Origin of the sequence: Micromonospora sp. NBC_00362 (assembly GCF_026342155.1) — a bacterium.
Classification (GTDB): Bacteria; Actinomycetota; Actinomycetes; order Mycobacteriales; family Micromonosporaceae; genus Micromonospora; species Micromonospora hortensis.
Window position 1 is genome coordinate 5,672,045 of record NZ_JAPENH010000001.1, and the last position, 25,803, is coordinate 5,697,847.

The window sequence follows — 25,803 nt, forward strand, 5'->3', positions numbered from 1 at the left end:
GGGTCAACGGTCGAGGGCGGCGAGCGCGTCGACCGCTTTTCGGGCGGCGATGAGCACCGGATCCCAGACCGGCGCGTACGGCGGAGCGTAGCCCAGGTCCAGCTGTGTCATATCGTCCACCGTCATGCCGTTCCACAGCGCCACGGCCAGCGAGTCGATCCGTTTGGCCGCCTCGGACCACCCGACGATCTGCGCGCCGAGCAACCGGCCGCTGGGGCGCTCGGCGATCAGCTTGACGGTCATCGGCCGGGCGCCCGGGTAGTAGCCGGCCCGGTTGGTCGACTCGGCGATCACCGAGACGAACTCGAAGCCGGCAGCCGTGGCGTCGCGCTCGCGCAGACCCGTCCGACCCACCTCCAGGTCGCAGACCTTCGTCACCGCCGTGCCGATCACGCCCGTGAAGGTGGCGTACCCGCCGCCGATGTTGATCCCGGCGACCCTGCCCTGCTTGTTGGCGTGCGTGCCGAGCGGCACGTGCACCGGCAACCCGCTGACCCGGTGCAGGGTCTCCACGCAGTCACCGGCCGCCCAGACCCCGGGGTGCCCGGGCACCCGCATCCGCCGGTCCACCCGGATCGCACCGGTCGGGCCGAGGGGCAGCCCGGCCGCCTCCGCGAGCGCGGCGTTGGGGCGTACGCCCAGACCCATGACCACGACGTCGGTCGGGATCGGCCCCTCGGCGGTGACCACGGCGGACACCCGGCCGTCCCGCTCCTCCAGGCCGGTCACCGGCAGGCTGCCGCGGATCGTGATGCCGAGCCCGCGCATCGCCTCGGCGACCAGCTCGCCCATGTCGCTGTCGACAGTCGACATGGGCTGCTCGCCGGCCTCCACCAGGGTCACCGAGAGGCCGCGTTGGATGAGGGCCTCGGCGATCTCGACGCCGATGTACCCGCCGCCGACCACCACGGCCCGGCGCGGCTGCGGGTCGGCGTCCAGCCAGTCGCGTAGCGCCGCGCCGTCGTCGAGGGTCTGCATGCCGAACACGCCGCCCGCGTCGGTGATCGCCCACGACGGTTTCACCGGCACCGCGCCGGTGGCGTACATCAGGTCGTCGAAGCGTTCGCGGACCTCGCCGCCCTTCAGGTCCCGCGCGACCACCTCGCGGCGTTCCAGGTCGATGGCAGTGACCTCGTGACGCATCCGGACGTCCATCGCGTAGTCGGTGCGGAACGTCTCCGGGGTCCGGGCGATCAACGCCTCGGGGCCGGGCACCAGGCCACTGATCCAGTACGGGATGCCGCACGCCGAGTAGGAGGTGAAGTTGCCCCGCTCGAAGACCACGATCTCCAGGTCGCCACGGTCACGGCGGCGTCGGGCCTGGGACGCCGCCGACATTCCGGCGGCGTCCCCGCCGATGACGATCAGCCGTTGCGCCACGGGTTCATCCTGTCATGCGGTGATCAGCCGCGGGTCTGCCGCGCGACGTCCTGCACCACGTCGGTGAGTCGGCCTGTGCGCTCGAACACCGCGCGCTGCCGCGCCGCGCCGCTGCCGTGCCGGCGCAACCCACCCAGCAGGTCGGTCACCTCGGCCCAGTCGCCGTGCTGCTCCAGCGCCGGCCGCATCCGCTCCACGAACCGGTCCAACAGCTCCCAGGCCGGGCGCAGCTCACCGTTGGTGACGTCGACGGCTTCACCTTCCAGGCCGTCATGGGCGGCCCGCCAGTGCGCCCCGACCAGCAGGTGGTGGTCGGTCTGCAACGCCGGTCGGCCGGCCTCGACATCCGCCATGGCGGTGGCCACCAGCGCCCGGACCAGCGCGGCGACCAGCACCGCGTCGTCCACCGACGGGCAGACGTCGCCGATCCGCAGCTCCACGGTCGGATACTTCGCCGACAGGCGGGCGTACCAGTAGAGCATCCCCTCGTCGAGCATCACGCCGCTGGAGATCAACTGGCGGATCAGCCGCTGGTAGTGCTCGTGCGACTCCAGGAACGGCGTCGGCGCCACCGACGGCCAGCGCTCCCACTCCACCGAGCGCCAACTGGCGTAGCCGGTGTCCTCGCCCCGGGAGAACGGCGAGTTGGTGGTGACCGCGTGCAACATTGGCAGCCACGGCCGTACGTGGTTGAGCACCTGCACGCCGGTGTCCGGGTCGGGCACCCCGACGTGTACGTGCATGCCGTTGTTGCCGGGGCCGGGGACGAGCAGCCGGAACCGCTCGATCATCCGGTCGAAGCGGGGCTTGTCCACCACTGGCGGCACCGGGCCGTCCACCGGGCCGGTGCCGATGGCGAGCAGGCGTACGCCGGCCCGCTCGGCGGCGTCGGAGAGCGCCCGACGCAGGACGCCGAGGGAGTGCCGGATCGACGAGAGCTCCAGGCCGGGCGGGCTGCCGATCTCGATCTGACTGGTCTGGAACTCCCGCTCCACCTGCCCGCGAAGTTCGGCCGGCACCTGCTCCATGACCAGGTCCACGGCCGGAACCGCGGCCCCGGTGTGCGGGTCGACGAGCAGGAACTCCTCCTCGACACCCACGGTGAGCAACCCGGTCGCCGCAGCCATGTCGCTGGGCGCCTCCGCCACCTGACCCGTCATCGACATCACCCGTCCGTTCCTACCGTTCGCGGTCCGTCCGCGCCGGTCCTTCGTGGTTACCCAACGTGGCGATGCCGGGAAACGTGGCGGCGACGCGGCGTTGGAGGGCGGGCCGCGCCGGATTCGGCTGGGTGACGTGACAGCGGGTCCTATGCTGAGCCGGTGCCGGTGCTGCTGGGCTATGTCGGGGTCGCGTGGATGTCCGCGTTCGCCCAGCTCACTCTGCTCGCGGGCCGACCGGTCGACCTGCTGGCGGGCGCCGCGCTGACCGCCCTGGTCCTGCTCGCGGTGGTGCTGGCGGCCCGGGTGCACGACCGGGCGGGCGCGCCCGGTGCCGGGCCACGGTGGGCCGGCCTGCGGGCCCGCTCCCGAAGTCGCCGGATGCCCCGCCAGATCGACCCGGATGCCGCCGGCCGGCCTCGTCCCCGTGCTCCGGGGCACCCCTCGGCCGCGTAGCGCCTCGCCGCCGCGCGGCCGATCCCGCCGTCACCGGCCACCCCTGCTGAGCGGATACCGCCCGGGGGAGGGCCTCACCGGAATCGGACCGAGGGGCTTCCCATGCTTGCCTTCGCACCACTGCATGACGCTGTCGCCGCTGCCGGCAGCGCGCTGTCCTGGCTCACCGAGCTGCTCGAACCACTGGCCGGCGGCGGGGCGACCGCCGCCGCCATCGTGCTCTTCACCATCGCCGTCCGCCTGCTGATCTCGCCGCTGACCGTCGCGCAGGTCCGTGGTGAGCGGCGCCGCGCGGCGCTCGCCCCGCAGGTGCGTGACCTTCAGAAGCGGTACGCCGACGACCCGGCGACGCTTCAGCGCGAGGTGTTCACGTTGTACCGCGAGGCTGGCGCGAACCCGATCGCCGGCTGCCTGCCGCTGCTCATCCAGGCGCCGTTCCTGCTGGTGCTGTACCGGTTGTTCAGCACCAGCGAGGGTGGCACCGGGGTGCTGGACGAGCGGTTGGCCGGCGTGCCACTGGGTCACCATCTCAGCGACGGGCTGGCCGGTGCGGCCGGACCGCTGTTCGGCGTACTGCTGGTGGTGTTGCTGGTGGTGGCCTGGTGGTCGTCGCGGCGGGCCCGCCGGGCGTCGGCTGCGGTGGGCACTGTGGCCGGTACGCCGGCCGAGGGGCCGGGGGCGGCTACGCTCGGCCGGCTGCTGCCCCTGCTGCCCTTCACGACGGTGCTGGTGGCGCTGGTGCTGCCGCTCGCCGCAGTGATCTACCTGGTGACCACCAGCGTGTGGTCGGCTCTTGAGCAGGCGGTGCTCCGCCGCCCGCAGGCGGTCCCGACGCGCCCCCTGGACAGAAACAGTTAACTGTCTTAATAATTGGCAGCAACGTTGACGTCCATAAATGCCCGTCCGGGCCCGGAGGGTCGCATGAAACGCTCCAGATCCCTTGTCCTGTCCCTCGTAGCCGCCCTCGCGGCGACACTCGGCGCGGCCTGGGTGGCGCTGCCCGCGTACGCCGCCGGGGCCACCGCCAGCTTCGTCAAGACCGCCGACTGGGGCTCCGGCTGGGAGGGGAAGTACACCATCACCAACGGCGGCAGCTCGACCATCAACGGCTGGAACCTCGCCTTCGACCTGCCGTCCGGCACCACCCTCGGCAGCTACTGGGACGCGTTGCTCAGCTCGTCCGGCCAGCGGCACACCTTCACCAACCGATCGTGGAACGGCGCGATCGTCCCGGGCGCGTCGGTCTCCTTCGGCTTCCTGGCCAGCGGCTCCGGCTCACCGAGCGGCTGCCAGCTCAACGGCGCGTCCTGCGGCGGCGGTACCCCACCGACCACGCCACCGCCCACCACGCCTCCGCCCACCACGCCGCCGCCCACCACGCCACCGCCCACCACGCCACCGCCCACCACGCCACCGCCCACCGACCCGCCCACCGGTGGGCTGCCGAAACACCTGCTCACCGGGTACTGGCACAACTTCGACAACCCCGCCGTCGAGCTGCGGCTCCGCGACGTCCCCGCCGAGTACGACCTGGTGGCGGTCGCCTTCGCCGAGGCCACCGCGACTCCCGGCGCGCTCACCTTCGGCGTCGACCCCGGGCTGGCCGCCGCGCTCGGCGGCTACACCGACGCGGACTTCACCGCCGACGTGCGCACCCTGCACAGCCGGGGCAAGCGGGTGATCCTCTCCGTCGGTGGTGAGACCGGCCGGGTAACAGTGAACAACGCCGCGTCGGCCACCGCGTTCGCCGACACGGCAGCCGCGTTGATCGCCCGGTACGGCTTCGACGGGATCGACATCGACCTGGAGAACGGGCTCAACCCGACCTACATGGCGCAGGCGCTGCGTGCGCTGCGGGCCGCTGTCGGGTCGAGCCTGATCATCGCGATGGCGCCGCAGACCATCGACATGCAGAACCCGGCCGGCGGCTACTTCAAGCTGGCGCTCGACATCAAGGACATCCTCACCGTCGTCAACACCCAGTACTACAACTCCGGCGCCATGCTCGGCTGCGACCAGAACGCCGCGTACGGCCAGGGCACCGTGAACTTCATCGTCGCGTTGGCCTGCATCCAGTTGGAGGCCGGGCTCCGCCCCGACCAGGTCGGCCTCGGCCTGCCCGCCGGAGCGGGAGCGGCTGGCGGCGGCATCGTCGCGCCCAGCGTGGTCAACGCCGCCCTGGACTGCCTGGCCCGAGGCACCAACTGCGGCAGCTTCCGCCCGCCGCGCACCTACCCCGGCATTCGGGGCGCGATGACCTGGTCGGTGAACTGGGACGTCAGCAACGGCAACGGCTTCGCCAACACGGTGGGCCCACACCTGGACACCCTGCCCTGACCGCGCTCGCCGGCGTCCGGACCGGACGCCGGCGGTGAGCGGGAACGCGGATCAGCGACCGGCGGTCACCGACCGCCGGTCGCCGCGGTCCCGACGCTTGCGAACCTTACGGATCGCCCAACTGGCCACCATCACGACGAAGACCGCGACGATCGCGTAGTTGAACCAGTCGCTGTAGCGCTCGACGTCCTGCCAACGGCGTCCGAGCGCGTAACCGGCTCCCACGATGAGACCGTTCCACACCCCACTGCCGATGGTGGTGAGCAGGATGAACTCACCCAGCGGCATCCGGTTCGCCCCGGCCGGCACGGAAACCAGGCTGCGGACCACCGGCACCACCCGGCCGATCAGCACCGCCCACCGACCGTGCCGCTCGAACCACTTGTCGGCCTTCTCCAGGTCGTCGCTGTCCACCAACGGGATGTGGTCCAGCCAGCGCTTGAGCCGTTCCTCGCCCAGCGCCGCGCCCAGCCAGTAGAGCACCAACGCGCCGACCAGCGAGCCGACCGTCGCGGCCAGCACCACGAGGAAGACGTTGAACTCACCCTCGTGCGCCAGGAAACCGGCGAGGGCCAGCACGATCTCACTGGGGATCGGCGGAACGATGCTCTCCAGCGCCACCAGCAGCGCCACTCCGACCGGGCCCATCGCCTCGATCACCGAGGCCACCCAGCCGGTCAACCCGGTGAACTCGGACGGGTCGCCAGCCTGGGCGTACGCCATGGTCGTCCTTCCGGTCGGCTGTCGGGGATCGGATGGTCATACCCAGCGGGGCGCGAACCACACCTGCGCTCAGTGCTCCGGGTGCAGCGCGGTGTCCGCCGGCCCCTGCCGCCAACCAGTGAACACCACTGTCAGGCCGGCGCGGGACGGCGCGCAGCAGAACGGGCCGGCGACGGCCTCGGCCGTCGGGTCCAGCGGGGCGAGCCGGACCAGTCGCCACGGCTCGTCGTCGACCCGGGCGCGGATGGTCAGCGCGTCGCCGGCCCGGCTGACCCGGACGGTCACCTCCCGGTCCGCCCACTCCGGCACCGGCCCCACCGACCAGTCGGAGAACTCCCGGGTCACCACGGCGCCGAGCTGCGCCTCGCCGTCGCTCACCTCGACACCGGCCTTGGTCCAGGTCCGTTCGTCGACGCGGACGAACGCCCCGGCCTGGTCGAACTGCGCCGAGAAGTCGAGCCGGAAGCTCACCTCCATGGCGGTGCCCACCGGCAGCGGCGCCAGCAGGGCCGGGCCGTTGTCGTGCACGAAGCCGTAGCTGGTCCGTCGCCAGAAGTCGCTCTCCGCCGCCGGTTCGACGACCAACTCGCCGGCCGGGCCCTCCTCGACGCGTACCGGCGGGTTCAGCCAGCTGCCCCGGGACCAGTCCAACAGTTCGCTCGGCGGTACGAGGTCGTTCTCCATGACGGCACGGTAGCCAACGCCGTGTGCCGCCCGCCGCCCGCCGTGCGCCGCCCGCCCCGCGCCCGCCGGACGGGTTTGCCGCGGTGACCGAACGGAGATGTTCCTCCGACATGGGTGACCGTTGGTATTCCGAAGCCGTCGTCTACTGCCTCGACATCGACACGTACGCCGACTCCGACGGCGACGGGGTCGGTGACATCCGTGGGCTGATCGGGAGGCTGGACTACCTGGCCCGGCTCGGGGTGACCTGCCTGTGGCTGCACCCCATCCACCCGTCGCCCAACCGTGACGACGGCTACGACGCCACCGACTTCTACAACGTGGACCCGCGTTTCGGCACCCTGGGCGACTTCGCCGAGCTGCTGCACCAGGCGCAGAACCGGGGCATCCGCGTGATCATCGACCTGGTGGTCAACCACACCTCCGACGAGCACCCGTGGTTTCAGTCCGCCCGCTCCTCGCCGGACTCGCCCTACCGGGACTGGTACGTCTGGTCCGACACCGAGCCGGACGACCGGCACCAGGGCATGGTCTTCCCCGGCGAGCAGGACGAGACCTGGAGCTACGACCGGACCGCCAAGGCGTGGTTCTACCACCGGTTTTACAAGTTCCAGCCGGACCTCAACTTCGCCAATCCGCAGGTCCGGGACGAGATCAAGAAGATCATGTCGTTCTGGCTCCAGCTCGGCGTCTCCGGTTTCCGGATGGACGCGGTGCCGTTCATCATCGAGCTGACCGAACCGGGCAACCCGAACTCCCCGAAGGACTTCGAGTTCCTCACCGAAATGCGCCAGCACGTCCAGTGGCGCCGCGGCGACGCCGTCCTGCTGGCCGAGGCGAACGTCGAGCCGGACCAGCTACCGACGTTCTTCGGCGATGCCAGCGGTTCCGGCAACCGGATCCACATGCTCTTCGACTTCATGCTCAACGGGCGACTCATGCTCTCCCTGGCCCGCCAGGACCCGGAGCAGTTGATCGACGCGTTGCACGACACCCCGAAGCTGCCGGTCGGTGGGCAGTGGGCCACCTTCCTGCGCAACCACGACGAGATCGACCTGTCCCGGCTGACGACCGAACAGCGCAACCAGGTGTACGCGGAGTTCGGCCCGGACGAGAACATGCGCATCTACGACCGGGGCATCCGTCGCCGGCTCGCCCCGATGCTCGGCAACGACCGGCGGCGCATCGAGCTGGCGTACGCCCTGCAGTTCTCGATGCGCGGTACGCCGGTTCTGCGCTACGGCGAGGAGATCGGGATGGGTGAGGACCTGTCGCTGCGCGGTCGGGACGCGATCCGTACCCCGATGCAGTGGTCGTACCAGCCGAACGCCGGCTTCTCCACGGCGGACCCGGAGAAGCTGGTCCGCCCGGTCATCGACAAGGGTGAGTTCGGCTACCAGACGGTGAACGTCACCGCCCAGCGGGGCGACCCGAAGTCGCTGCTCGCCTGGTTCGAGCGCATGATCCGCACGCTGCGGGAGGCGCCGGAGATCGGCTCCGGCTCGACCAGCCACATCGACGTGCCGGTGCCGCCCGGCGTGCTGACGCACCGGGCGGACGGGCCGACCGGGACGATGGTCTTCGTGCACAACCTGGGCACCGACGACGTCGAGGTGGACCTCAGCAGCCTCGAACCGGAGGCCGACCTGCCGATCGACGTGCTCGCCGACCGTGGCTACGGAGAGTTGGGCAAGCTCGGCGCGGTGAAGGTCTCCGGCTACGGATACCGGTGGATTCGCCTATGCCGAGGGTCGGCCTGTTGAGGTTAAGCTCCTCCGATCGACCCCAAGTTACCGGGAGGTAATCATGTCGGAGGAGTCCCGCGTCGCCATCGTCACCGGAGCCGCACGCGGCATCGGCGCGGCCACCGCCCGACGGCTGGCCGCCGACGGAATGGCAGTCGCCGTGGTCGACATCGAGGAGGCGGCCACCAAGGAGACGGTGGACGCCATCGCCGGTGCCGGTGGCCGGGCACTCGGAGTGGGCGCCGACGTGTCCGACCGGGACCAGGTCGAGGCGGCGGTGAGCCGCGTCGCCGCCGAACTGGGCGCGCCCACCGTGCTGGTCAACAACGCCGGTGTGCTCCGCGACAACCTGCTGTTCAAGATGACCAACGCCGACTGGGACACGGTGATGGGGGTGCACCTGCGCGGCGCGTTCCTGTTCAGCCAGGCCGCCCAGAAGCACATGGTGGACCAGAAGTGGGGGCGGATCGTCAACCTCTCCAGCACCTCCGCGCTGGGCAACCGGGGCCAGGCGAACTACGCCGCCGCCAAGGCCGGTCTCCAGGGCTTCACCAAGACGCTCGCCATCGAGCTGGGTCCGTTCGGGGTGACAGTGAACGCTGTCGCGCCCGGCTTCATCGTCACCGACATGACGGCCGCCACCGCTGCCCGCATGAAGGTCGACTTCGACGACTTCCAGAAGCACGCCGCCGCCGAGATCCCGGTTCGTCGCCCGGGTCGGCCGGAGGACGTCGCGCACACCATCTCGTTCCTGGCGAGCGAGGGCGCGGGCTTCGTCTCCGGTCAGGTCATCTACGTCGCGGGCGGCCCACGGGACTGACCCGTACTCCCGACGAGGGCGCTCCGGCAGGTGAGCCGGCGCCCTCGTCGCCGGGTCTGCGCCCTCGTGCGGGTGCGCGGCGGGTCAGGCGGGTGCGCGGCGGGTCAGGCGGGTGCGCGGCGGGTGCGCCAGAGCCAGATCAGGCCGAGCACCGGCAGCACCAACGGGATGTAGCCGTACCCGCTGCCGAACTGCGACCAGACCGTCTCGTCCGGGAAGAGGTCCTTGTCGACCAGGCTCAGGATGCCGACCGCGACCACCCCGACCAGCTCCACCGAGCAGCACGCCAGCGCCACCCGACGGCCGGTGTGACCGGCGCGGGCCAACCCCACAGCCGCCACGATGTAGATGAGCGCGGCGACACCGGAGAGCAGGTACGCCACCGGCGCCTCGTCGAACTTCGTGGCGAGTTGCAAGCCCGCCCGACTCGTCGCCGCGATGGCGAAGAGCAGGTAGACCGCGATCAACAGCCGACCCGGGCCGGAGTTCGTACGCTGCCGGGCCGATCCTGTCTCAACCACCGAGCACCTCCCAGGTCTGCTGCAACCGGACCACCACCACCGGGGCCACGAGGCAGACCGCGCACACGATCGCCGAGCCCCAGCGGGTCGGTTCCATCCGGGCCAGCACCCAGGCCAGGGGTGGCAGGCACACCAGCGTGACGAGGTAGCCGAAGAAGGCACCGGGCTCGCCGGGCCGATCCCCGCCGCCCACCGCGATCAGCGCCAGCACGCTCAACACCAACAACGCCACCTCGACGACGGCCAGACCGACGAACTGCAACCGGTCCGGTGGCCGGTGGCGTACCGCCGCCACCAGCGCCCACACCGCCACGAGCAGCGACAGCACGATCGGCACTGTCGCGACGATCCCGTCCACCGGCGAATCGGCGCCCACGCTGGTCACCGGCACCACCCGGTCGTTGCCTCGGTCACCGGCACAGCCTACTAACCGTCGTAGTAAAGGAGTGCCCTGCCTCTCCGGGTGTGACGCGCACCCGTCGAGGGGTCCGCGGCCCCGGTGCCCACGCTCCTCGGATGGGCGTCAGTCGTCTGCTTGCGGCCAGTGGACGGAGATGGCAAGGAGCGGGTCCGGTCCGTCGTTCCGAGTCTGGAAGTGAAGGTGAGCTGCTTCGATTGGTCGAACCCGCCGCCGTCATGGCCGCCCGGGCGACTAGCGTGGATCACGTCCGTGGCGTTGTCGCGGTGCGGGGAAACAGCGGAGGTACACGTGCTGCGGTTCGGCTTGTTCGGCACCGGTCACTGGGCGATCGAGACGCACGGGAAGGCGTTGCACGCACATCCCGACGCGGAACTGGTCGGAGTGTGGGGCCGCAACCCGGAGCGTGCCTCCGCGCTGGCCGAGCGGTACGGCGTGCCGGCCTACGCCGACGTCGACGCGCTGATCGAGCAGTGCGAGGCGATTGCCGTCGCCCTGCCGCCGGACATCCAGGCCGACATCGCGGTCCGGGCCGCCCGCGCCGGCCGCCACCTGCTGCTGGACAAGCCGCTGGCGCTCAGCGTGGCCGACGCCGACCGGGTGGTGGCCGCCGCCGAGGAGTCCGGGGTCGCCTCGGTCGTCTTCTTCACCCAGCGGTTCCAGCCGAACGTGACAGCGTTCCTCGCCGCCACCGCCGCCGCGGGAGGCTGGCAGCATGGCCGGACCACCGCGTTCGCCTCGATCTTCCAGGACGGCAGCCCGTACGGCGGCTCGTTGTGGCGTCGCGAGCACGGCGCGCTCTGGGACATCGCCCCGCACGCGCTCTCGATCCTCCTGCCGGTGCTGGGTCGGGTGACGCAGGTGGCGGCGATGGACGGACCGAGCGGGATGGTGCATCTGCTGCTCACCCACGAGGGCGGTGCCACGAGCAGCGCGTCGCTCTCCCTGGATGCCGCGACCGAGTCGATGGCCCGGGAGTTCGTGTTCTATGGCGAGAACGGCATCGAGAACGTCCCGTTCGGCGAGAACGACGCCGCTACCGCGTTCGGCGTCGCCATCGACCAGTTGGTCGAGCAGGTGCGGGCCGGCACCCGGGACCACCGCTGCGACGTCCGCTTCGGCCGCGAGGTCGTCGCCATCCTCGCCGCCGCCGAAACCGCCCGCGCCGAATCCCGCACCATCCCAATCCCCTAACCCCCCAACCCGGCCCCCCGGGTCCCGTCGCACCCCACCCACCCACCCACCAGCTCAGGTTGATCAAGAGGTTTGCGTCACGACACGCCACAGGGCATGACGCAAACCTCTTGATCACCGGGGCCGAGTCGAGCCGGGGCGGGCCGGGCCGGGTCGGGCCGGGTCGGGTTCGGGCCGGGCACCCGGGTTCGGGCGGGGCGGGGCGGGGCTGGGTCGGTTTAGGTGGCGGTGGAGAGGGCGGCGTTCAGTTCGTCGGGGGAGTTGAACTGCTCGGGTGGTAGGGCCTGGAGCATCTGCAACATCGCCGTGCTGGCCCCGTTCTCCTGACCCCAGCGGATCAGGTCCTCGCGGGAGACCGGGTAGTCGAGCCCGGCCAGGTACTCCTGCAACTGAACCCCGGTGACGGTCATGTCGGCCGGCTACCCGCTCGCGGTGGTCGTACACCGGCTTGGTTGGGGCCCACGACGGCCCGGCGGCCGGCGTGTCGGCCCGCGACGCGCGCACGGTTTGCCGCAGCGGCGGCCGGGTAGCCGCTGGCATGCTGGTTCAGCGGCTCGGCGCGCCGAGCGATTTCGACCCGTTGCTGGAGCGCGTTCGTAACGCCAGGGTGGTGATGATCGGTGAGTCCACCCACGGCAGCTACGACTACTACCGGTTGCGCGAGCAGCTCACCCGCCGGTTGATCGCGGAGTGCGGTTTCTCCTTCGTCGCCGTTGAGGGTGACTGGCCCGACTGCGACCGGGTGCACCGTTCGGTGACTGCCGCGCCGGGCGGTGCGCTCGAACCGCAGCTCGCACTCGATCAGTTTGAGCGATGGCCGACCTGGATGTGGGCCAATGCCGAGGTGGCCCGGTTCGCGAGCTGGTTGCGGGCCTGGAACGTGGAGCGGCCGGAGGAGCAACGGGCCGGGTTCCACGGCCTCGACGTCTACAGCCTCTGGGAGTCGATGCAGGCGATCTTCGACTACCTGGGGGAGGAGGACCCGAAGTCGCTGGAGGCGGCGCAGGACGCGTACCGGTGCTTCGAACCGTACGGCAAGAGGATCGAGGAGTACGGCGCTGCCAGCCGGTTCGTCTCCGCCCGGTGCGAGGAGGAAGTTGTCCGGTTGCTCGCCCGGACCCGCGAACACGCCCTCTCCGACGGCCCGGACCGCTTCTCGGCCTGGCAGAACGCGGAGGTGGTGGCCGGCGCCGAGCGCTACTACCGGGCGATGGTGGCCGGCGGGCCGGACTCGTGGAACATCCGCGACACCCACATGCAGGACACCCTGGACCGGCTGTTGGACCGGTACGGCCCCGACGCCCGAGGCATCGTCTGGGCGCACAACACGCACGTCGGGGATGCGCGAGCCACCGACATGGCCGCCGATGGGATGGTCAACATTGGTCAGTTGGCCAGGGAGCGGCACGGCGAGGACGCGGTGGCCCTGGTCGGCTTCGGCAGCTACCGGGGGACCGTGATCGCCGCACCCCGCTGGGGTTCGCCGCCCGAGGCGATGGTGGTGCCCCCGGCCCGGGAGGGCTCGATCGAGCGGCGGTTGCACGAACTGATGCCGGAGCGGGCGGTGCTGATCTTCGGCGGTGACGACCAGCCGGGCTGGGTCACCGACACCGTGGACCACCGGGCGATCGGGGTCGTCTACGACCCGTCGTTCGAGTCCTGGGGCAACTACGTGCCCACCCGGCTCGGCGACCGCTACGACGCCTTCATCTGGTGCGACGACACCACGGCCCTGCACCCGCTACCGGTGCCAGCGGTTCCGGGCGAGATGGAAACCTACCCGGCAGGCGTCTGACGGCCGCCTGCTCGCGTCGATCACGGAGTTGTGGTGCTGGACGAAGGCCTCTGATCGGGGCACGACGGGCACCACAACTCCATGATCGACAGGGGTGCGGGTTAGACGCGGGTTGGGGTGCGGTCTTCTAGGTGGGTGCGCAGGCCCTCGCCTTCGATGTCCACGTTGGGCAGGGCGCGGTTGAGCCAGCGGGGCAGCCACCAGGCGCGGTCGCCAAGGAGCGACATCACCGCCGGGACGATGGTCATCCGGACCACGAACGCGTCGATGGCGACACCGATGGCGAGCGCGAAGCCCATCGACTTGATCACTGGGTCCTCCAGGAAGACGAAGCCCCCGAAGACCGAGATCATGATCAGCGCGGCGGCCGTGACCACCCGTGCGCCGTGCCCCATGCCGCTGATGGTGGCCTGTCGGGCCGTCTCACCGTGCACGAAGTCCTCCCGCATGCGGGACACCAGGAACACCTCGTAGTCCATGGCGAGCCCGAACAGGATGCCGATGAGCAGGATCGGCAGGAAGCTGATCAGCGGGCCGGGCGTGTCCAGGCCGACCAGGTCGGCGAGGTGCCCCTGCTGGAAGACGGCCACGGTGATGCCGAACGTGGCGGCGACGGTGAGCAGGAAGCCCAGCGCCGCCTTGATCGGCACCAGCAGCGAGCGGAACACCAGCATCAGCAGCAGCACCGAGAGCCCGACCACCAGCAGCAGGTAGATCGGTAGCGCGTCGGAGAGCTTCTCGGAGACGTCGATGCCGATGGCGGTGACGCCGGTGAGCAGTACCTCCGCGCCGGGGATACCGCTCACCGCGCCACGGATGTCGTGCACCAGGGTCTCGGTGGCCTCGTCGGTCGGGCCGGTCTTGGGCACCACGCCGAGCAGCGCGGTCCGGCCGTCCGGGCTGAGCTGGGGTGGCGCCACCGCGAGGACGTTCTCGGTGCGCTGGAGTAGGGCGGTGACCTGCGGTACGGCAGCCGAGGTGGCCTGTGGCGTGTCGCCGGCCACCACCACCGCGAGCCGGCCGGTGAAGCCCGCTCCGAAGCCCTCGACGGTCAGGTCGTTCGCCACCCGGGCGGGTGAGCCGACGGCGGCCGTCGCGGCGCCAGGCAGGGCCAGCCGCATGTCCGGCGTGGGCAGCGCGAGCAGCCCCAGGCCGAGCAGGCCGACCAGGATGACCGGTACGCGGAACCGGGTGACCAGTCGCGCCCAGCGGAAACCGAACCGGTTGCGCTCCTCGGTCGTGGTCGTGGTCGTCGTCGCGGCCGGCCGATCGGTGACGTCCGAGTCGTCCTCGTCAACGGCGGTGCCGTCGGTGGCGGTGCCGTCGGTGGAAACGGAGCGCAGCCGGCGGGGGAGCACCCGGCGACCGGCGAAGCCGAGCAACGCCGGCTGGAGGGTGATGGCTACCAGGACGGCGACCGTGACGGTGCCGGCGGCGGCGAGACCCATCACGGTGAGGAACGGGATGTCCACCACGGCGAGCCCGGCCAGGGCGATGACCACTGTGGCGCCGGCGAAGACCACTGCCGAGCCGGCGGTGCCCACGGCCCGGCCGACCGCCTCCTCCGGGGACAGGCCGTCGAGCAGGTTCTGCCGGTGTCGGGAGGTGATGAAGAGTGAGTAGTCGATGCCGACCGCGAGACCGAGCATCAGCGCCAGGATCGGCGCGGTGCTGGTGAGCTGGACGACGCCGCTCAGCGCGAACAGTCCGGCCATGCCGGCGCCCACGCCGATCAGCGCGTTGAGCATCGTCATGCCGGCGGCGACCAGGGAGCCGAACGTGATGATCAGGACGATAGCGGCGACCAGTACGCCGAGCGCCTCGGTGGAGCCGATCTCCGGCTCGCCGCCGAGCACCTCACCGCCGGGGGCTACCTGCCAGCCCTGCGCCTTCGCCGCTGCGCCAACCTGCTCGTACGCGGTGCGCTGCTCGTCGGTGACGTCGTCCCCGCCGCTGGCGAACTGGACCTGGACCAGCGCGTACCGGCCGTTGGGTGAGACCGCGCCGACCTGGAGCGGGTTGACCGCGCCGACCACGCCGGGCAGTGCCGACGCCTGCTGGACGAGCTCCTGCACCACTGCCTGACCCTGCGGGGTGGCCAGTTGGCCGTCGGCGGGCGCCTTGACCGCGATGGTGCCGGTGGCGCCGCTGGCAGCGGGGAACTGGTCGGCCAGCAGGTCGAGCGCGCGCTGGCTCTCGGTGCCGGGCATTGTGAAGTTGCTCGCCGTCGGGCCGCGCAGGGTCGCCGCGGCCAGGCCGGCGGCGACGAGTACGACGAGCCAGAGCGCGACGACGAGCCGTCGCCGGCGCAACGCGCCCCGGCCGAGCCGGTAGAGCAGGGTGGCCATCAGGAGTCCTTGTCCTCGGTCGTGGGTGGATGGGGCAGTGGCGCGTCGACGGGTTCGACTGCCCGTCGGGCGAGGGTGAGCAGGGCGAGGCGCAGTTCGTCGTCGGGGATGTCGGCGAACTCGCCGCACGCCTCGGAGATGCCGGCGAGCAGCACCAGCGCGGCGATCCGGGCGCCCGGCCGGTCGGAGTGCCCGGCCAACGCATCCCGCAGCCGGTCGGAGATCTCCTGGATGTGTGCGAAGGCCGGCTGGCACAGCAGTTCCGGGAACTCGCCGCGCAGTACCGCGATCTCCTGCCGGAACCGGACCGCGAGGTCGACGAAGCCCTGTGCGGCGACCTCCTGCGCGGCAGCTCCGGTCAGACCGGTGAGCTGGTCGTCGAGGCTGCGGAGCACCTCGATCGCGGGGGCCATCAGCTCGGCGAGCAGGGCTTCCTTGTTGGCGAAGTGGTAGAGCACAGTGGCCTTGGAGCAGCCGACCTCCCGGGCGATGTCCTGCAGGGAGGTGCCCCGGTAGCCGGTCACCGTGAACTGTCGTGCCGCCGCGGCGAGGATCTCGCCGTGCGTGTCGGGTACCGCTCTGGCCATGCCCGGTCCACCTCCCGCAGACCAGCATGCCTGACCGATCGGTCAGACCCTGACCGATCGGTCAGATGGAAGCGGTGGCGTTCACCACACCCCTGGCGGGTTTTATCCGGCGTGCTGGGTGTCGTACCTGGTCCGCGCCTCGGCGATGGCCCGGCGGTGCCGCTCGGCCCAGCTGGTCAGCGCGACGAGCGACTCGTAGAGCTCCAGCGCCATCGGGGTGGCTGTGTATTCGACCTTGGGCGGGACGGTCGGGTAGACCGTGCGGTGCAGCAGGCCGTCCCGTTCCAGGTTGCGCAGCGTCAGGGTGAGCATCCGGCGGCTGATCCCCTCGATGTGCCGCTCCAACTCGGTGAAGCGCACCGGCCCGTGCGAGGCGGCCACCAGGATGCCGATGCTCCACTTGCCGCCGACCCGGTCCAGCACCTCGCGGACCGTGCACGCCCGAGCCTGACCCGGGGTGAACGGCACGTTCTCGGCTGCGCAGGTCAGCTCGGCCTCGACCAGCGCGGACACATCGCTGTTCCTCTGGGACATCAAAGTGCCTCCTTCCGCTCCGGTTCATGGTCACAGACGATGACCTCGGTAACAAACCGTGCACCAAGGAGGGTTTCGTGGAGCGTGTCGTCCCATCCCGTTGGCCGGCGCTGCTGGTGCTCTGCGCCGGCAGCCTGATGATCATCCTGGATGGCACAGTGGTCGCGGTGGCGCTGCCCGCCATCCAACGCGACCTGGGCTTCAGCGCCGCTGGCCTGGCCTGGGTGGTGAACGCCTACCTGGTCGCGTTCGGCGGGCTGCTGCTGCTCGCCGGCCGGCTCGGTGACCTGCTGGGCCGGCGCGGGGTCTTCCTGGCCGGCGTCGCGTTGTTCACGCTGGCCTCGCTGGCCTGCGCGGTTGCCACCGGGCCGGCAGTGCTGGTGGCCGCGCGGTTCGGGCAGGGCGTCGGAGGCGCGCTGGCCATGGCGGTCAGCCTCGGCATGATCGTTCGGCTCTATCCCGAAGCGGCCGAGCGGGCCCGCGCCATCGCCGTCTTCAGCTTCACCGGCGCCGCCGGCGCGTCGGTAGGCACTGTCGCCGGAGGGGTGCTCACCCAGGCCGCCGGTTGGCGGACGATCTTCCTGGTCAACGTGCCGATCGGGGTGGCCATCCTCATCGCGGCCCTCCGCCGGCTCCCTGCCGAACGAGGGATCGGCCTGCGCGCCGGCCTGGACCTGCCCGGCGCGCTGCTCGCCACCGCCGGTCTGATGGTCGCCGTGTTGGGCATCGTCGGGACGGGCGAGCACGGCTGGACCAGCCCTCGGACGCTCGGCGCGGTGGCCCTCGCGGCGCTGCTGCTCGGCGGGTTCGCGCTGCGCCAACGGGTGGCGGCGACCCCGCTGGTGCCGTCCCGGGTGCTGCGCGTCCCGGGCCTGGTGGCGGCGAACGCCGTGCAGTTCCTCATGGTCTGCGCGTACTTCGGATTCCAGTTCCTGCTCGCCGTGGAGCTGCAACTGGTGCTGGGGTTGGACGCCGCCACGACCGGCTGGGCCTTCCTTCCCACCCCGGTCGTGATCGCCGTGGTCTCGCTCGGCCTGGCCGGTCGGCTGATCGCCCGCTTCGGTGCCCGGAGCGTTCTGCTGGTCGGGCTCGGCCTGGCGACCGTCGGCTTCCTCCTGCTTGCCCGACTGCCCGCCGACGGCGCCTACGTAGCGGACGTGCTCCCCGCGATGGTGATCTTCGGGGTGGCCGGCGGCCTGACCCTGCCGGCGGTCACCACACTCGCCATGGCCGGCGCGACCGACACCGACGCCGGGCTCGCCTCCGGCCTGGCAAACACCACCCAACAGGTCGGCGGGGCGGTCGGCCTGGCCGCGCTGGCCACCCTGGCCGCCACCCGCAGCGACGGGCTGCGAGCCGCCGGCTGGGCCGAGACCGCCGCGCTCGCCGGCGGCTACCGGACCGCGTTCGCCGTGGCCGCCGGTCTGGTGGTCGCCGCGTGGCTGGTGGCGCTGACCACGGTGCCCCGACGCCCGGCCCGGCCGTCGCCGGTCACCGATCCGTCGGATCCGGCCGGGGTTGGTGCCGGAATCGATTCGTACCGAAGCGCCGCGTCCAGTTGACCGACGGCAGCGGGGCCGGGAGGGTGGTCGGGTGAGCGAGGCTGACGAGACCCGGGACGGCGTGGCCCTGACCAACCTGGACCAGCCGCTGTCCGACCGCGACGACGCGACGAAGCGTGACCTGGTCGACTACCTCGACGCGGTCCGGGACCGGATCCTCCCGCAGCTGCGGGGCCGGCCGCTGTCGGTGATCAGGGTCCGCCCCGGCCAGCCGCCGTTCATGCAGAAGAACCTGCCCCGGTACACCCCGGACTGGGTCCGCCGGGCGCCGGTCTGGGCGGAGGCGTCGCACCGGGAGATCTCGTACGCCCTCTGCGACGACCGCCGCACCCTGCTCTGGTTCGCCAACCAGCGGGCGGTGGAGTACCACCCGACGCTGGCCACCGTGGCGGATCTGCACCGCCCGACCCACCTGATCCTCGACCTGGACCCGCCGGACGGCGACGGGTTCCGCGCGGCGGTCGACGCCGCCCTGCTGGTCCGTCAGGCGCTCGCCGACGCCGGCCTGGCCGGCGCCGTCAAGACCAGCGGCGCCAAGGGCGTGCACGTCTTCGTCCCGGTGACCGACGAACCAACGGCCGAGGAGTTGGCCGCCGCCACCCGGGCCCTCGCCGTCCGCGCCGAGCGGCTCGACCCGGCGTTGGCCACCACGGCGTACATCAAGGAGGACCGGGGTGGCCGGGTCTTCGTGGACGCCACCCGGGCGGGCGGTGCGACAGTGGCCGCCGCGTACAGCCCCCGGCTGCGCCCGGGAATGCCGGTCTCGTTTCCGGTCGACTGGGCCGACCTGACCGAGGTGACCCCCGCCGACTTCACCATCCGGACCGCGCCAGCGCTGCTCGCCGACGGCGACCCGTGGGCCGCCCTGATGCCGGCCCCGCAACCGCTCCCCGCCGACCTGGTGGCCGAGGGCCGGACCATCCCGGTGGCCAGGGTGCAGGCCATGCACGAGGGGAAGCGCCGAGCCCGCGCCCGCCGCGAGGCCGGCTGACCGGCTGGTCGGACCCCCGCCCGCGCTCGGCGTGCGGCGGATTGTCGGTGGGTTGTGGCACGATTTCGCAGGTGAGCAGCAAATCCGACGCGGCCCAGCGACTGGCCGACCTGGCGCGGCTGCGTCGGGTCCGCGACCGGATCGACAGGGAATACGCGTCTCCGTTGGACGTCGAGGCGCTCGCCCGTGGCGCGCACATGTCGGCCGGGCACCTCAGCCGCGAGTTCCGGCTCGCCTATGGCGAATCTCCGTACAGCTACCTCATGACCCGACGGATCGAGCGGGCGATGGCCCTGTTGCGCCGTGGCGACCTGAGCGTCACCGACGTCTGTTTCGCTGTCGGTTGTTCGTCGTTGGGCACCTTCAGCACCCGCTTCACGGAGCTGGTGGGCGTGCCGCCCAGCGTCTACCGGCGGCAGGCGGCGCAGGCGACGGCGGGAATGCCGTCGTGCGTGGCGAAGCAGGTGACCAGACCGGTCAGGAATCGAGAAGCGCGGGTCACCGAGCCGCAACTAGCGTGACCAGCATGGACATCACCATTCACTCGAGTTTTCTTCCGCACACCGACCCGGAGGCCTCGCTGGCCTTCTACCGCGACATCCTCGGTTTCGAGGTCCGCCTCGACGTCGGGTACGAGGGGATGCGGTGGATCACGGTCGGGCCGGTCGGCCAGCCCAGCACCGCCATCGTCCTGCACCCGCCGGCCGCCAACCCCGGTATTACCGACGACGAGCGGCAGACGATCCTTGAGCTGATGGCCAAGGGCAGCTACTTCGGTGTCAACCTCGCCACCACCGACCTCGGCGCCACCTTCGCCAAGCTGGAGGCCAGCGACGCCGAGGTCGTCCAGGAGCCGACCGAGCAGCCGTACGGCGTGCGCGACTGTGCCTTCCGCGATCCGGCGGGCAACATGGTCCGCATCCAGGAAGTGCGCTGAGTCCTGCGCGCCCGACAGATGGAGACACGATGAGCACGGCCATCCAGCCGTCCGAGCCGCACGTCGCCGACAGCCACGACCTGATCCGGGTGCAGGGCGCGCGGGTGAACAACCTCAAGGACGTCAGCGTCGAGATCCCGAAGCGGCGGCTGACGGTGTTCACCGGTGTCTCCGGCTCCGGCAAGAGCTCTCTGGTGTTCGGCACGATCGCGGCCGAGTCGCAGCGGATGATCAACGAGACCTACAGCGCCTTCGTGCAGGGCTTCATGCCGACGTTGGCGCGGCCCGAGGTCGACCTGCTGGATGGCCTGACCACGGCGATCATCGTGGACCAGGAGCGGATGGGCGCCAACTCCCGCTCCACCGTCGGCACCGCCACCGACGCCAACGCGATGCTGCGCATCCTGTTCAGCCGGCTCGGGCAGCCGCACATCGGCTCGCCCAACGCGTACTCCTTCAATGTTCCCTCGGTGAAGGCGACCGGGGCGATCACAGTCGATCGCGGCGCCGGCAAGACGAAGACCGAGAAGGCGACCTTCAACCGTCTCGGCGGCATGTGCCCGCGGTGCGAGGGCATGGGTGCGGTGACCGACATCGACCTGTCGGCGCTCTACGATGACAACCTCTCGCTCAACGAGGGCGCGATCACCATCCCGGGTTACAGCATGGAGGGCTGGTTCGGCCGGATCTTCCGGGGCTGCGGCTACTTCGACCCGGACAAGCCGATCGCCAAGTTCACCAAGCGGGAGCTGCACGACCTGCTCCACCGGGAGCCCACCAAGGTCAAAATCGACGGGATAAACCTGACGTACGCGGGCCTGATCCCGTCGATCCAGAAGTCCTTCCTCGCCAAGGACATCGACGCGTTGCAGCCGCACATCCGCGCCTTCGTGGAGCGCGCGGTGACCTTCACGACCTGCCCCGAGTGTGCCGGCACCCGGCTCAGCAAGGAGGCCCGGTCGTCGAAGATCAAGGGTAAGAACATCGCCGACGCGTGCGCGATGCAGATCAGCGACCTGGCCGCCTGGGTGCGCGGAATCGAAGACCCGTCGGTGGCCCCGTTGCTGGCCGGCCTGCAACACCTCCTCGACTCGTTCGAGGAGATCGGGCTGGGCTACCTGTCACTCGATCGACCGTCGGGCACCCTCTCCGGCGGTGAGGCGCAGCGCACCAAGATGATCCGCCATCTCGGCTCCTCGCTCACCGACGTCACCTACGTCTTCGACGAGCCGACGATCGGGCTGCACCCGCACGACATCCAACGGATGAACGAGCTGCTGCTCCAACTGCGCGACAAGGGCAACACGGTACTGGTCGTGGAGCACAAGCCGGAGGCCATCGCCATCGCCGACCACGTCGTCGACCTCGGGCCCGGTGCCGGCACCGAGGGCGGAACCGTCTGTTACGAGGGCACAGTGGAAGGTCTGCGGGCCAGCGGCACCATCACCGGCCGTCACCTCGACGACCGGGCGGCCCTCAAGGAGACGGTGCGGACGCCCACCGGCAAGCTGGAGATCCGGGGCGCCACTGCCAACAACCTCCGGGACGTGAACGTCGACGTACCCCTCGGGGTGCTCGTCGTCGTGACCGGCGTCGCCGGCTCCGGCAAGAGTTCGCTCGTGCACGGATCGATCCCGGCCGGCGCGGGCGTGGTCTCGATCGACCAGGGCGCGATCCGCGGCTCACGGCGCAGCAACCCGGCCACGTACACCGGGTTGCTCGACCCGATCCGTAAGGCGTTCGCGAAGGCCAACGGGGTGAAGCCGGCGCTGTTCAGCGCCAACTCCGAGGGTGCCTGCCCGAGCTGCAACGGCGCCGGTGTCATCTACACCGACCTGGGAATGATGGCGGGCGTCGCCGCGCCCTGCGAGGACTGCGAGGGCAAGCGGTTCCAGGCATCGGTGCTGGAATACCGCTTCGGTGGTCGCGACATCAGCGAGGTGCTCGCGATGTCGGTGACGGAGGCCGAGAAGTTCTTCGGCGCCGGCGAGGCGCGTACGCCGGCAGCGCACGCCATCCTCGACCGGCTCGCCGACGTCGGGCTCGGCTACCTGAGCCTGGGGCAGCCGCTCACCACTCTGTCCGGCGGGGAACGGCAACGGCTCAAGCTGGCCACCCACATGGCCGAGAAGGGCGGCGTCTACGTCCTCGACGAGCCGACCACCGGCTTGCACCTGGCCGACGTCGAGCAACTGCTCGGCCTGCTCGACCGCCTGGTCGACTCCGGCAAGTCGGTGATCGTCATCGAGCACCACCAGGCCGTCATGGCGCACGCCGACTGGATCATCGATATCGGTCCCGGCGCCGGCCACGACGGTGGCCGGATCGTCTTCGAGGGCACTCCCGCGGACCTCGTCGCCGCCCGCTCCACCCTCACCGGCGAGCACCTGGCGGCGTACGTCGGCAGATGACGGCCGCCATTCACGTCACCGCTTGTCGGGTGCGCCGAGCCGTCGTGCTGGCGAGGACTCCGCAGGCGGCGGCGACCAGACCGAGGCCGGCCGTGCCCTGGTTGACGTACCCGGGCACGGACGAGGTGACGTAGGAGCCGCCACCGCTGAGGCGGCACTCGAAGTGGATCGGCAGGAAGCTGACGTCGTAACCGACGACCAGGCTCGCCACCTGTGGTCCGGCCTCGCGACAGGGGCCGACCGGGGCGGATCCGGCACCGCCGTCCTCGGCCTGCATCACCGCGTAGGCGAGGTGGAGCAGACCCCAGGCGTACAGGGCGACGGCACCCGCGCCGACGAGCAGCGCCGCAGCGCGGAGGCGACCCGACCGTTCGTTCTTCCTGACCATCGCGCGGAATCCACTCACGGTGAGGGCGGTCGCGATGACGGCCCCACCCAGCGCGGAGAGGAGCAGACCGAGAAACAGCATGATCGACATTCTGGTGGGTGTTCCGCCAAAACAATGAAGGCCCCTGACCGAATTTCTGGTCAGGAGCCTCTCGTGCTGGTCAATCTTGGTGCCCCCGGCAGGATTCGAACCTGCGCCCCCGCCTCCGGAGGGCGGTGCTCTATCCCCTGAGCTACGGGGGCTCAGCGACTGGAGAAGACTAGCAAACCTCCCCTGCGTACGCCGAATCGGTATCGGGTGAGCCGATCGTGTCGGACCGGCCCACCCGGTGCTCAGGCGGCTACCGCCCGCCCGCAGCTGGGCAGCGGGTGCAGGACGATTCGTCGAGGGAGCCGGCGCGGCCACTCGTTGCGCGGCCAGGAGCCGTCCACTATCAGGTGGACGGTGCGCTGCTCCTCGCCACTGAGCCGCAGCACGAAGTCGCGGGGGAGCGGCGGGTCCACCGTCGGCGTAGTGATCATGAAGCGCACCCGACCGCGGGACGAGACGGCGGAGATCACGTCGGCGGCCGGCATCGTGCCGCGCAGCCGGACCCGGCCGATCCAGTAGACCTCAGCGAGGTGCTCCTGGGCGGCCCGGGTGATCCCCGGGTACTCGCTGCGGACCCAACGCTCGACAGCGCTGACGCAGAGCCCGCAGGCCCGCTCACGCGGTTCCCGCGGACCCAACCCCCAGGCCCGCAGGTACGCCCCGACCGCGCCAGTGTCCAGCGGCAGCTCGAAGCGCCGCTGGATGAGCGTGGTGAGGCTCTGCCGCGTCCACAGCTCCTCGTCCAGGCCGAACTCGTCGGGATGGACGCCCCGCAGCGTGTCGATCAACTCGAGTTCCTGTTCGCGGCTGAGCAATCCCGGCTCGCCCTGCCGCTGTCCGCGACGGACGGCTGCCACCGCCCCGTCACCACCGATGGTGTGGCGTCGGCACCAACTGGTTACCGAACGCCGTGCGTCTCTGAGTGCAACCCCCACGTCTTGGGCAACGAGCCCGAATCGCAACTGGTCACGATATGTGGGGAGAAAACTCTCTAAGCAACGTAATCGCCTGTGTTACGCAAAACGCCCACAAGGTGCGAGAGGGGTTTTCAGGTCATACACGACGGCTTCGGCATGGGGGCCGGGGCTGCGCCAGCGGTTGGCAGGGGCCGAGCCGGCGGGCGCTCTGGAGTCGACATGGAGCGGCCCGCGTCACCGCCTCTGATCGGCGGGGACGCGGGCCGGGTGCGCCAGTCCGCTCGGTCAGCCCTTGGCCTGCGCCTGGAGCTGCCGGAGGTTGTTCAGCTCGGTCTGCTGGGTGTTCTTCATGGTGTTGGCCACCCGCACCACCTCGGCGTTGTCGGTCGCGCCGAGTGCCGCGTCGATCATGTGGATGCCGCCCAGGTGGTGGTTGTACATCAGGGTGAGGAACTGCCTGTCGACCTCGATGCCCTGGGCCTCGCGCAGGGCGGTCATCTGTTGCGGCGTGGCCATGCCCGGCATCAGACCGTCCTTGACGGCGGCCCCGTCGGACATCCACGACATCGGCGGGTTCGACCCGGTCGGGCTGAGGCCCCACTCGCGCAGCCAGGTCTGCATCGCGCCGATCTCGCCCTGCTGCCCGGTGGCGATGTCGACGGCGATCTGCCGCACCTCGGGGAGGGTCGCCGACCGGTACGCGATCAGGCTCATCTCCACCGCCTGCGCGTGGTGGGTCGTCATGTCCCGGGCGAAGCCCGCCTCGACCGAGGCGTCACCGGGTCGGGTGATCCGTGGCGTGAGCAGACCGCCCGCGTACCCGAGGAGGAGCCCCACCACCAGCATGATGGCGAGCGCCAGCACGCCGTAGCGCGACGCCGGGGCCCGGCCGCCCTCGTCCAGGGCGGCCGGGATCTCGTCGTGCTCGCTGTCGGTGGTTGCCGGAGCGGTCATTGCCGTCCTTACTGGGTGGGCTGCTGCTGTTGCTGGAGTTCACGCGGCGTGGTGCCGGTGGCGGTGATGCCGGTGTTGCAGAGCGCCGTCGGGCCCTCCACGGAGGCGTTCACCCGCAGGTCCTTGATGAACTCGTCGATCCGCGAGTCGTCGGCGTTGTCGAGCTTGAGCTGGTAGCCCCAGGCCTGCAGCGAGATGGGCTTGTCCAGGCCCTCGTACGGGCTCATCAGCATCTTCTCGACGCCGCGCACCTTGCCGGCGAGCTTGTCGACCTGGTCCTTGGGCAGGTCCGGGCGGTAGGTGACCCACACCGCGCCGTGCTCCAGGCTGTGCACCGCGTGCTCGCTGGCGATCGGGGCGTCGTAGACGTCGCCCATGCAGTTCTGCCAGGCGGCGTTGTGCACCCCACCCACCGGCGGCGAGTACTTGTAGGTCAGCGGGCCCGACTTGTGCGACTCGTAGTCGAGGCTCGTCTTGTCGGTCTTGCGGATGTTGACGATGCCCTCGATGGCGTTGGCCCGCTTGTCCCAGGGCTTGGAGCCCTGGAACGACGCCCAGGCGCCGTAACCGATGATGCCGGCCGCGAGCACGCCGACCGCGACGAAGAGCGCGATCGGCCCCCACGCGCGGCCCTGGCTCACCTTGACCGGGGTGACCGGCTTGCGCGGGCCCTTGCCCCCGGACCGGGGAGTGCCCGTCGGCTTGCCGGAACCGGCCTTGGCGCCGGACGCCGGCCGGCCCGCGGCCGGCTTCTTGCCGGTGCTGACCACGGTCGGGCGGCGCTCAGGGCCACCCGGGGTGCTGATGCTCATCGTGCCTCGTCAAGTCGGTCGGTCAGGGGAGTGGCGGGC

The 25,803-nt window shown here is 70.9% G+C and carries 26 protein-coding genes and 1 tRNA gene; 12 read left to right on the plus strand and 15 right to left on the minus strand.

Features of this window, described 5'->3' with window-relative positions; genetic code table 11:
- Positions 1–3: 3 nt before the first annotated feature.
- Positions 4–1,380 (minus strand): FAD-dependent oxidoreductase, encoded by a 1,377-nt coding sequence (locus OG992_RS26170; RefSeq protein WP_266304527.1) that lies wholly within the window; start codon positions 1,378–1,380, stop codon positions 4–6.
- 23 nt (positions 1,381–1,403) lie between these two features.
- Entirely contained in the window at positions 1,404–2,540 is a 1,137-nt protein-coding gene (locus OG992_RS26175; RefSeq protein ID WP_091405989.1) for a glutamate--cysteine ligase, read from the minus strand.
- A gap of 162 nt (positions 2,541–2,702) precedes the next feature.
- On the opposite strand from OG992_RS26175, the gene OG992_RS26180 reads away from it, so the two are divergent.
- From OG992_RS26180 to OG992_RS26190, 3 genes are all read left to right on the plus strand, one after another.
- Positions 2,703–2,996, plus strand: a complete 294-nt coding sequence (locus tag OG992_RS26180) for a DUF6412 domain-containing protein (RefSeq protein WP_266304528.1) — start codon at positions 2,703–2,705, stop codon at positions 2,994–2,996.
- Between the two features lie 102 nt (positions 2,997–3,098).
- Positions 3,099–3,854, plus strand: a complete 756-nt coding sequence (locus tag OG992_RS26185) for a YidC/Oxa1 family membrane protein insertase (RefSeq protein WP_238687391.1) — start codon at positions 3,099–3,101, stop codon at positions 3,852–3,854.
- A 63-nt stretch (positions 3,855–3,917) separates the two neighbouring features.
- On the plus strand, positions 3,918–5,333 hold the full coding sequence (locus OG992_RS26190; protein WP_266304529.1) for a chitinase: 1,416 nt from the start codon (positions 3,918–3,920) through the stop codon (positions 5,331–5,333).
- 51 nt (positions 5,334–5,384) lie between these two features.
- On the opposite strand, the gene OG992_RS26195 is transcribed toward OG992_RS26190, so the two are convergent.
- Both OG992_RS26195 and OG992_RS26200 read right to left on the minus strand, forming a co-directional pair.
- Positions 5,385–6,056: a DedA family protein gene (locus tag OG992_RS26195; protein ID WP_266304530.1), complete on the minus strand. Its 672-nt coding sequence runs from the start codon at positions 6,054–6,056 to the stop codon at positions 5,385–5,387.
- Between the two features lie 69 nt (positions 6,057–6,125).
- Complete coding sequence (locus tag OG992_RS26200; RefSeq protein WP_266304531.1) at positions 6,126–6,740, minus strand: DUF1349 domain-containing protein; 615 nt, start codon at positions 6,738–6,740, stop codon at positions 6,126–6,128.
- Between the two features lie 110 nt (positions 6,741–6,850).
- Between OG992_RS26200 and OG992_RS26205 the strand changes: the two genes are divergently transcribed.
- Positions 6,851–8,503, plus strand: coding sequence for an alpha-amylase family protein (locus OG992_RS26205; protein WP_238687387.1), 1,653 nt, complete (start codon positions 6,851–6,853; stop codon positions 8,501–8,503).
- A 43-nt stretch (positions 8,504–8,546) separates the two neighbouring features.
- Positions 8,547–9,305 carry a 3-oxoacyl-ACP reductase FabG gene (gene fabG / locus OG992_RS26210; protein WP_266304532.1) on the plus strand — a complete coding sequence of 253 codons (759 nt, stop codon included), beginning with the start codon at positions 8,547–8,549 and terminating at the stop codon, positions 9,303–9,305.
- Between the two features lie 104 nt (positions 9,306–9,409).
- Here the strand turns inward: fabG and OG992_RS26215 are convergent, their stop codons facing one another.
- Together OG992_RS26215 and OG992_RS26220 are read right to left on the minus strand one after the other, a co-directional pair.
- Positions 9,410–9,826, minus strand: coding sequence for a hypothetical protein (locus tag OG992_RS26215; RefSeq protein ID WP_091405972.1), 417 nt, complete (start codon positions 9,824–9,826; stop codon positions 9,410–9,412).
- Positions 9,819–10,211 (minus strand): hypothetical protein, encoded by a 393-nt coding sequence (locus tag OG992_RS26220; RefSeq protein ID WP_266304533.1) that lies wholly within the window; start codon positions 10,209–10,211, stop codon positions 9,819–9,821. Before OG992_RS26220 ends, OG992_RS26215 begins: the two co-directional genes overlap by 8 nt.
- A 324-nt stretch (positions 10,212–10,535) precedes the next feature.
- Between OG992_RS26220 and OG992_RS26225 the strand changes: the two genes are divergently transcribed.
- Complete coding sequence (locus OG992_RS26225) at positions 10,536–11,438, plus strand: Gfo/Idh/MocA family protein (protein ID WP_266304534.1); 903 nt, start codon at positions 10,536–10,538, stop codon at positions 11,436–11,438.
- Positions 11,439–11,656: 218 nt separating this feature from the next.
- On the opposite strand, the gene OG992_RS26230 is transcribed toward OG992_RS26225, so the two are convergent.
- Positions 11,657–11,848: a DUF2795 domain-containing protein gene (locus OG992_RS26230; protein ID WP_266304535.1), complete on the minus strand. Its 192-nt coding sequence runs from the start codon at positions 11,846–11,848 to the stop codon at positions 11,657–11,659.
- Between the two features lie 128 nt (positions 11,849–11,976).
- On the opposite strand from OG992_RS26230, the gene OG992_RS26235 reads away from it, so the two are divergent.
- Complete coding sequence (locus tag OG992_RS26235) at positions 11,977–13,233, plus strand: erythromycin esterase family protein (protein WP_266304536.1); 1,257 nt, start codon at positions 11,977–11,979, stop codon at positions 13,231–13,233.
- Positions 13,234–13,334: 101 nt separating this feature from the next.
- Here the strand turns inward: OG992_RS26235 and OG992_RS26240 are convergent, their stop codons facing one another.
- From OG992_RS26240 to OG992_RS26250, 3 genes are all read right to left on the minus strand, one after another.
- Positions 13,335–15,581: an MMPL family transporter gene (locus tag OG992_RS26240; RefSeq protein ID WP_266304537.1), complete on the minus strand. Its 2,247-nt coding sequence runs from the start codon at positions 15,579–15,581 to the stop codon at positions 13,335–13,337.
- Positions 15,581–16,168, minus strand: a complete 588-nt coding sequence (locus OG992_RS26245) for a TetR/AcrR family transcriptional regulator (RefSeq protein WP_238687380.1) — start codon at positions 16,166–16,168, stop codon at positions 15,581–15,583. Before OG992_RS26245 ends, OG992_RS26240 begins: the two co-directional genes overlap by 1 nt.
- A 102-nt stretch (positions 16,169–16,270) precedes the next feature.
- Entirely contained in the window at positions 16,271–16,705 is a 435-nt protein-coding gene (locus tag OG992_RS26250) for a helix-turn-helix domain-containing protein (protein ID WP_238687379.1), read from the minus strand.
- Between the two features lie 74 nt (positions 16,706–16,779).
- Between OG992_RS26250 and OG992_RS26255 the strand changes: the two genes are divergently transcribed.
- From OG992_RS26255 to OG992_RS26275, 5 genes are all read left to right on the plus strand, one after another.
- Positions 16,780–18,264 carry an MFS transporter gene (locus tag OG992_RS26255; protein ID WP_238687378.1) on the plus strand — a complete coding sequence of 495 codons (1,485 nt, stop codon included), beginning with the start codon at positions 16,780–16,782 and terminating at the stop codon, positions 18,262–18,264.
- Between the two features lie 31 nt (positions 18,265–18,295).
- Entirely contained in the window at positions 18,296–19,255 is a 960-nt protein-coding gene (locus OG992_RS26260; RefSeq protein WP_238687377.1) for a DNA polymerase domain-containing protein, read from the plus strand.
- Between the two features lie 71 nt (positions 19,256–19,326).
- Complete coding sequence (locus tag OG992_RS26265; protein WP_238687376.1) at positions 19,327–19,776, plus strand: helix-turn-helix transcriptional regulator; 450 nt, start codon at positions 19,327–19,329, stop codon at positions 19,774–19,776.
- 5 nt (positions 19,777–19,781) lie between these two features.
- Entirely contained in the window at positions 19,782–20,192 is a 411-nt protein-coding gene (locus OG992_RS26270) for a VOC family protein (protein WP_238687375.1), read from the plus strand.
- Between the two features lie 29 nt (positions 20,193–20,221).
- The gene (locus OG992_RS26275; RefSeq protein WP_266304538.1) at positions 20,222–22,603 is read left to right on the plus strand and encodes an excinuclease ABC subunit UvrA; all 2,382 of its coding nucleotides are present in this window, start codon (positions 20,222–20,224) and stop codon (positions 22,601–22,603) included.
- 10 nt (positions 22,604–22,613) lie between these two features.
- On the opposite strand, the gene OG992_RS26280 is transcribed toward OG992_RS26275, so the two are convergent.
- From OG992_RS26280 to OG992_RS26300, 5 genes are all read right to left on the minus strand, one after another.
- Positions 22,614–23,072: a hypothetical protein gene (locus tag OG992_RS26280; protein ID WP_238687373.1), complete on the minus strand. Its 459-nt coding sequence runs from the start codon at positions 23,070–23,072 to the stop codon at positions 22,614–22,616.
- 86 nt (positions 23,073–23,158) lie between these two features.
- Positions 23,159–23,233: transfer RNA gene (locus OG992_RS26285), tRNA-Arg, on the minus strand.
- A 90-nt stretch (positions 23,234–23,323) separates the two neighbouring features.
- Entirely contained in the window at positions 23,324–24,016 is a 693-nt protein-coding gene (locus OG992_RS26290; RefSeq protein ID WP_266304539.1) for a winged helix-turn-helix domain-containing protein, read from the minus strand.
- A gap of 267 nt (positions 24,017–24,283) precedes the next feature.
- Positions 24,284–24,952: a DUF305 domain-containing protein gene (locus OG992_RS26295; RefSeq protein WP_266304540.1), complete on the minus strand. Its 669-nt coding sequence runs from the start codon at positions 24,950–24,952 to the stop codon at positions 24,284–24,286.
- A gap of 8 nt (positions 24,953–24,960) precedes the next feature.
- Positions 24,961–25,764: a DUF3105 domain-containing protein gene (locus OG992_RS26300; RefSeq protein WP_238687370.1), complete on the minus strand. Its 804-nt coding sequence runs from the start codon at positions 25,762–25,764 to the stop codon at positions 24,961–24,963.
- Positions 25,765–25,803 lie beyond the last annotated feature (39 nt).

What these genes read in the sequence shown, in the direction of transcription:
- OG992_RS26240 (WP_266304537.1), bottom strand. Translation starts at nt 15,581, where the DNA reads ATGGCCACCCTGCTCTACCGGCTCGGCCGGGGCGCGTTGCGCCGGCGA.
- OG992_RS26205 (WP_238687387.1), top strand. Translation starts at nt 6,851, where the DNA reads ATGGGTGACCGTTGGTATTCCGAAGCCGTCGTCTACTGCCTCGACATC.
- OG992_RS26200 (WP_266304531.1), bottom strand. Translation starts at nt 6,740, where the DNA reads ATGGAGAACGACCTCGTACCGCCGAGCGAACTGTTGGACTGGTCCCGG.
- OG992_RS26175 (WP_091405989.1), bottom strand. Translation starts at nt 2,540, where the DNA reads ATGACGGGTCAGGTGGCGGAGGCGCCCAGCGACATGGCTGCGGCGACC.
- OG992_RS26190 (WP_266304529.1), top strand. Translation starts at nt 3,918, where the DNA reads ATGAAACGCTCCAGATCCCTTGTCCTGTCCCTCGTAGCCGCCCTCGCG.
- fabG (WP_266304532.1), top strand. Translation starts at nt 8,547, where the DNA reads ATGTCGGAGGAGTCCCGCGTCGCCATCGTCACCGGAGCCGCACGCGGC.
- OG992_RS26230 (WP_266304535.1), bottom strand. Translation starts at nt 11,848, where the DNA reads ATGACCGTCACCGGGGTTCAGTTGCAGGAGTACCTGGCCGGGCTCGAC.
- OG992_RS26295 (WP_266304540.1), bottom strand. Translation starts at nt 24,952, where the DNA reads ATGACCGCTCCGGCAACCACCGACAGCGAGCACGACGAGATCCCGGCC.
- OG992_RS26245 (WP_238687380.1), bottom strand. Translation starts at nt 16,168, where the DNA reads ATGGCCAGAGCGGTACCCGACACGCACGGCGAGATCCTCGCCGCGGCG.
- OG992_RS26280 (WP_238687373.1), bottom strand. Translation starts at nt 23,072, where the DNA reads ATGCTGTTTCTCGGTCTGCTCCTCTCCGCGCTGGGTGGGGCCGTCATC.
- OG992_RS26270 (WP_238687375.1), top strand. Translation starts at nt 19,782, where the DNA reads ATGGACATCACCATTCACTCGAGTTTTCTTCCGCACACCGACCCGGAG.
- OG992_RS26185 (WP_238687391.1), top strand. Translation starts at nt 3,099, where the DNA reads ATGCTTGCCTTCGCACCACTGCATGACGCTGTCGCCGCTGCCGGCAGC.
- OG992_RS26275 (WP_266304538.1), top strand. Translation starts at nt 20,222, where the DNA reads ATGAGCACGGCCATCCAGCCGTCCGAGCCGCACGTCGCCGACAGCCAC.
- OG992_RS26235 (WP_266304536.1), top strand. Translation starts at nt 11,977, where the DNA reads ATGCTGGTTCAGCGGCTCGGCGCGCCGAGCGATTTCGACCCGTTGCTG.
- OG992_RS26195 (WP_266304530.1), bottom strand. Translation starts at nt 6,056, where the DNA reads ATGGCGTACGCCCAGGCTGGCGACCCGTCCGAGTTCACCGGGTTGACC.
- OG992_RS26300 (WP_238687370.1), bottom strand. Translation starts at nt 25,764, where the DNA reads ATGAGCATCAGCACCCCGGGTGGCCCTGAGCGCCGCCCGACCGTGGTC.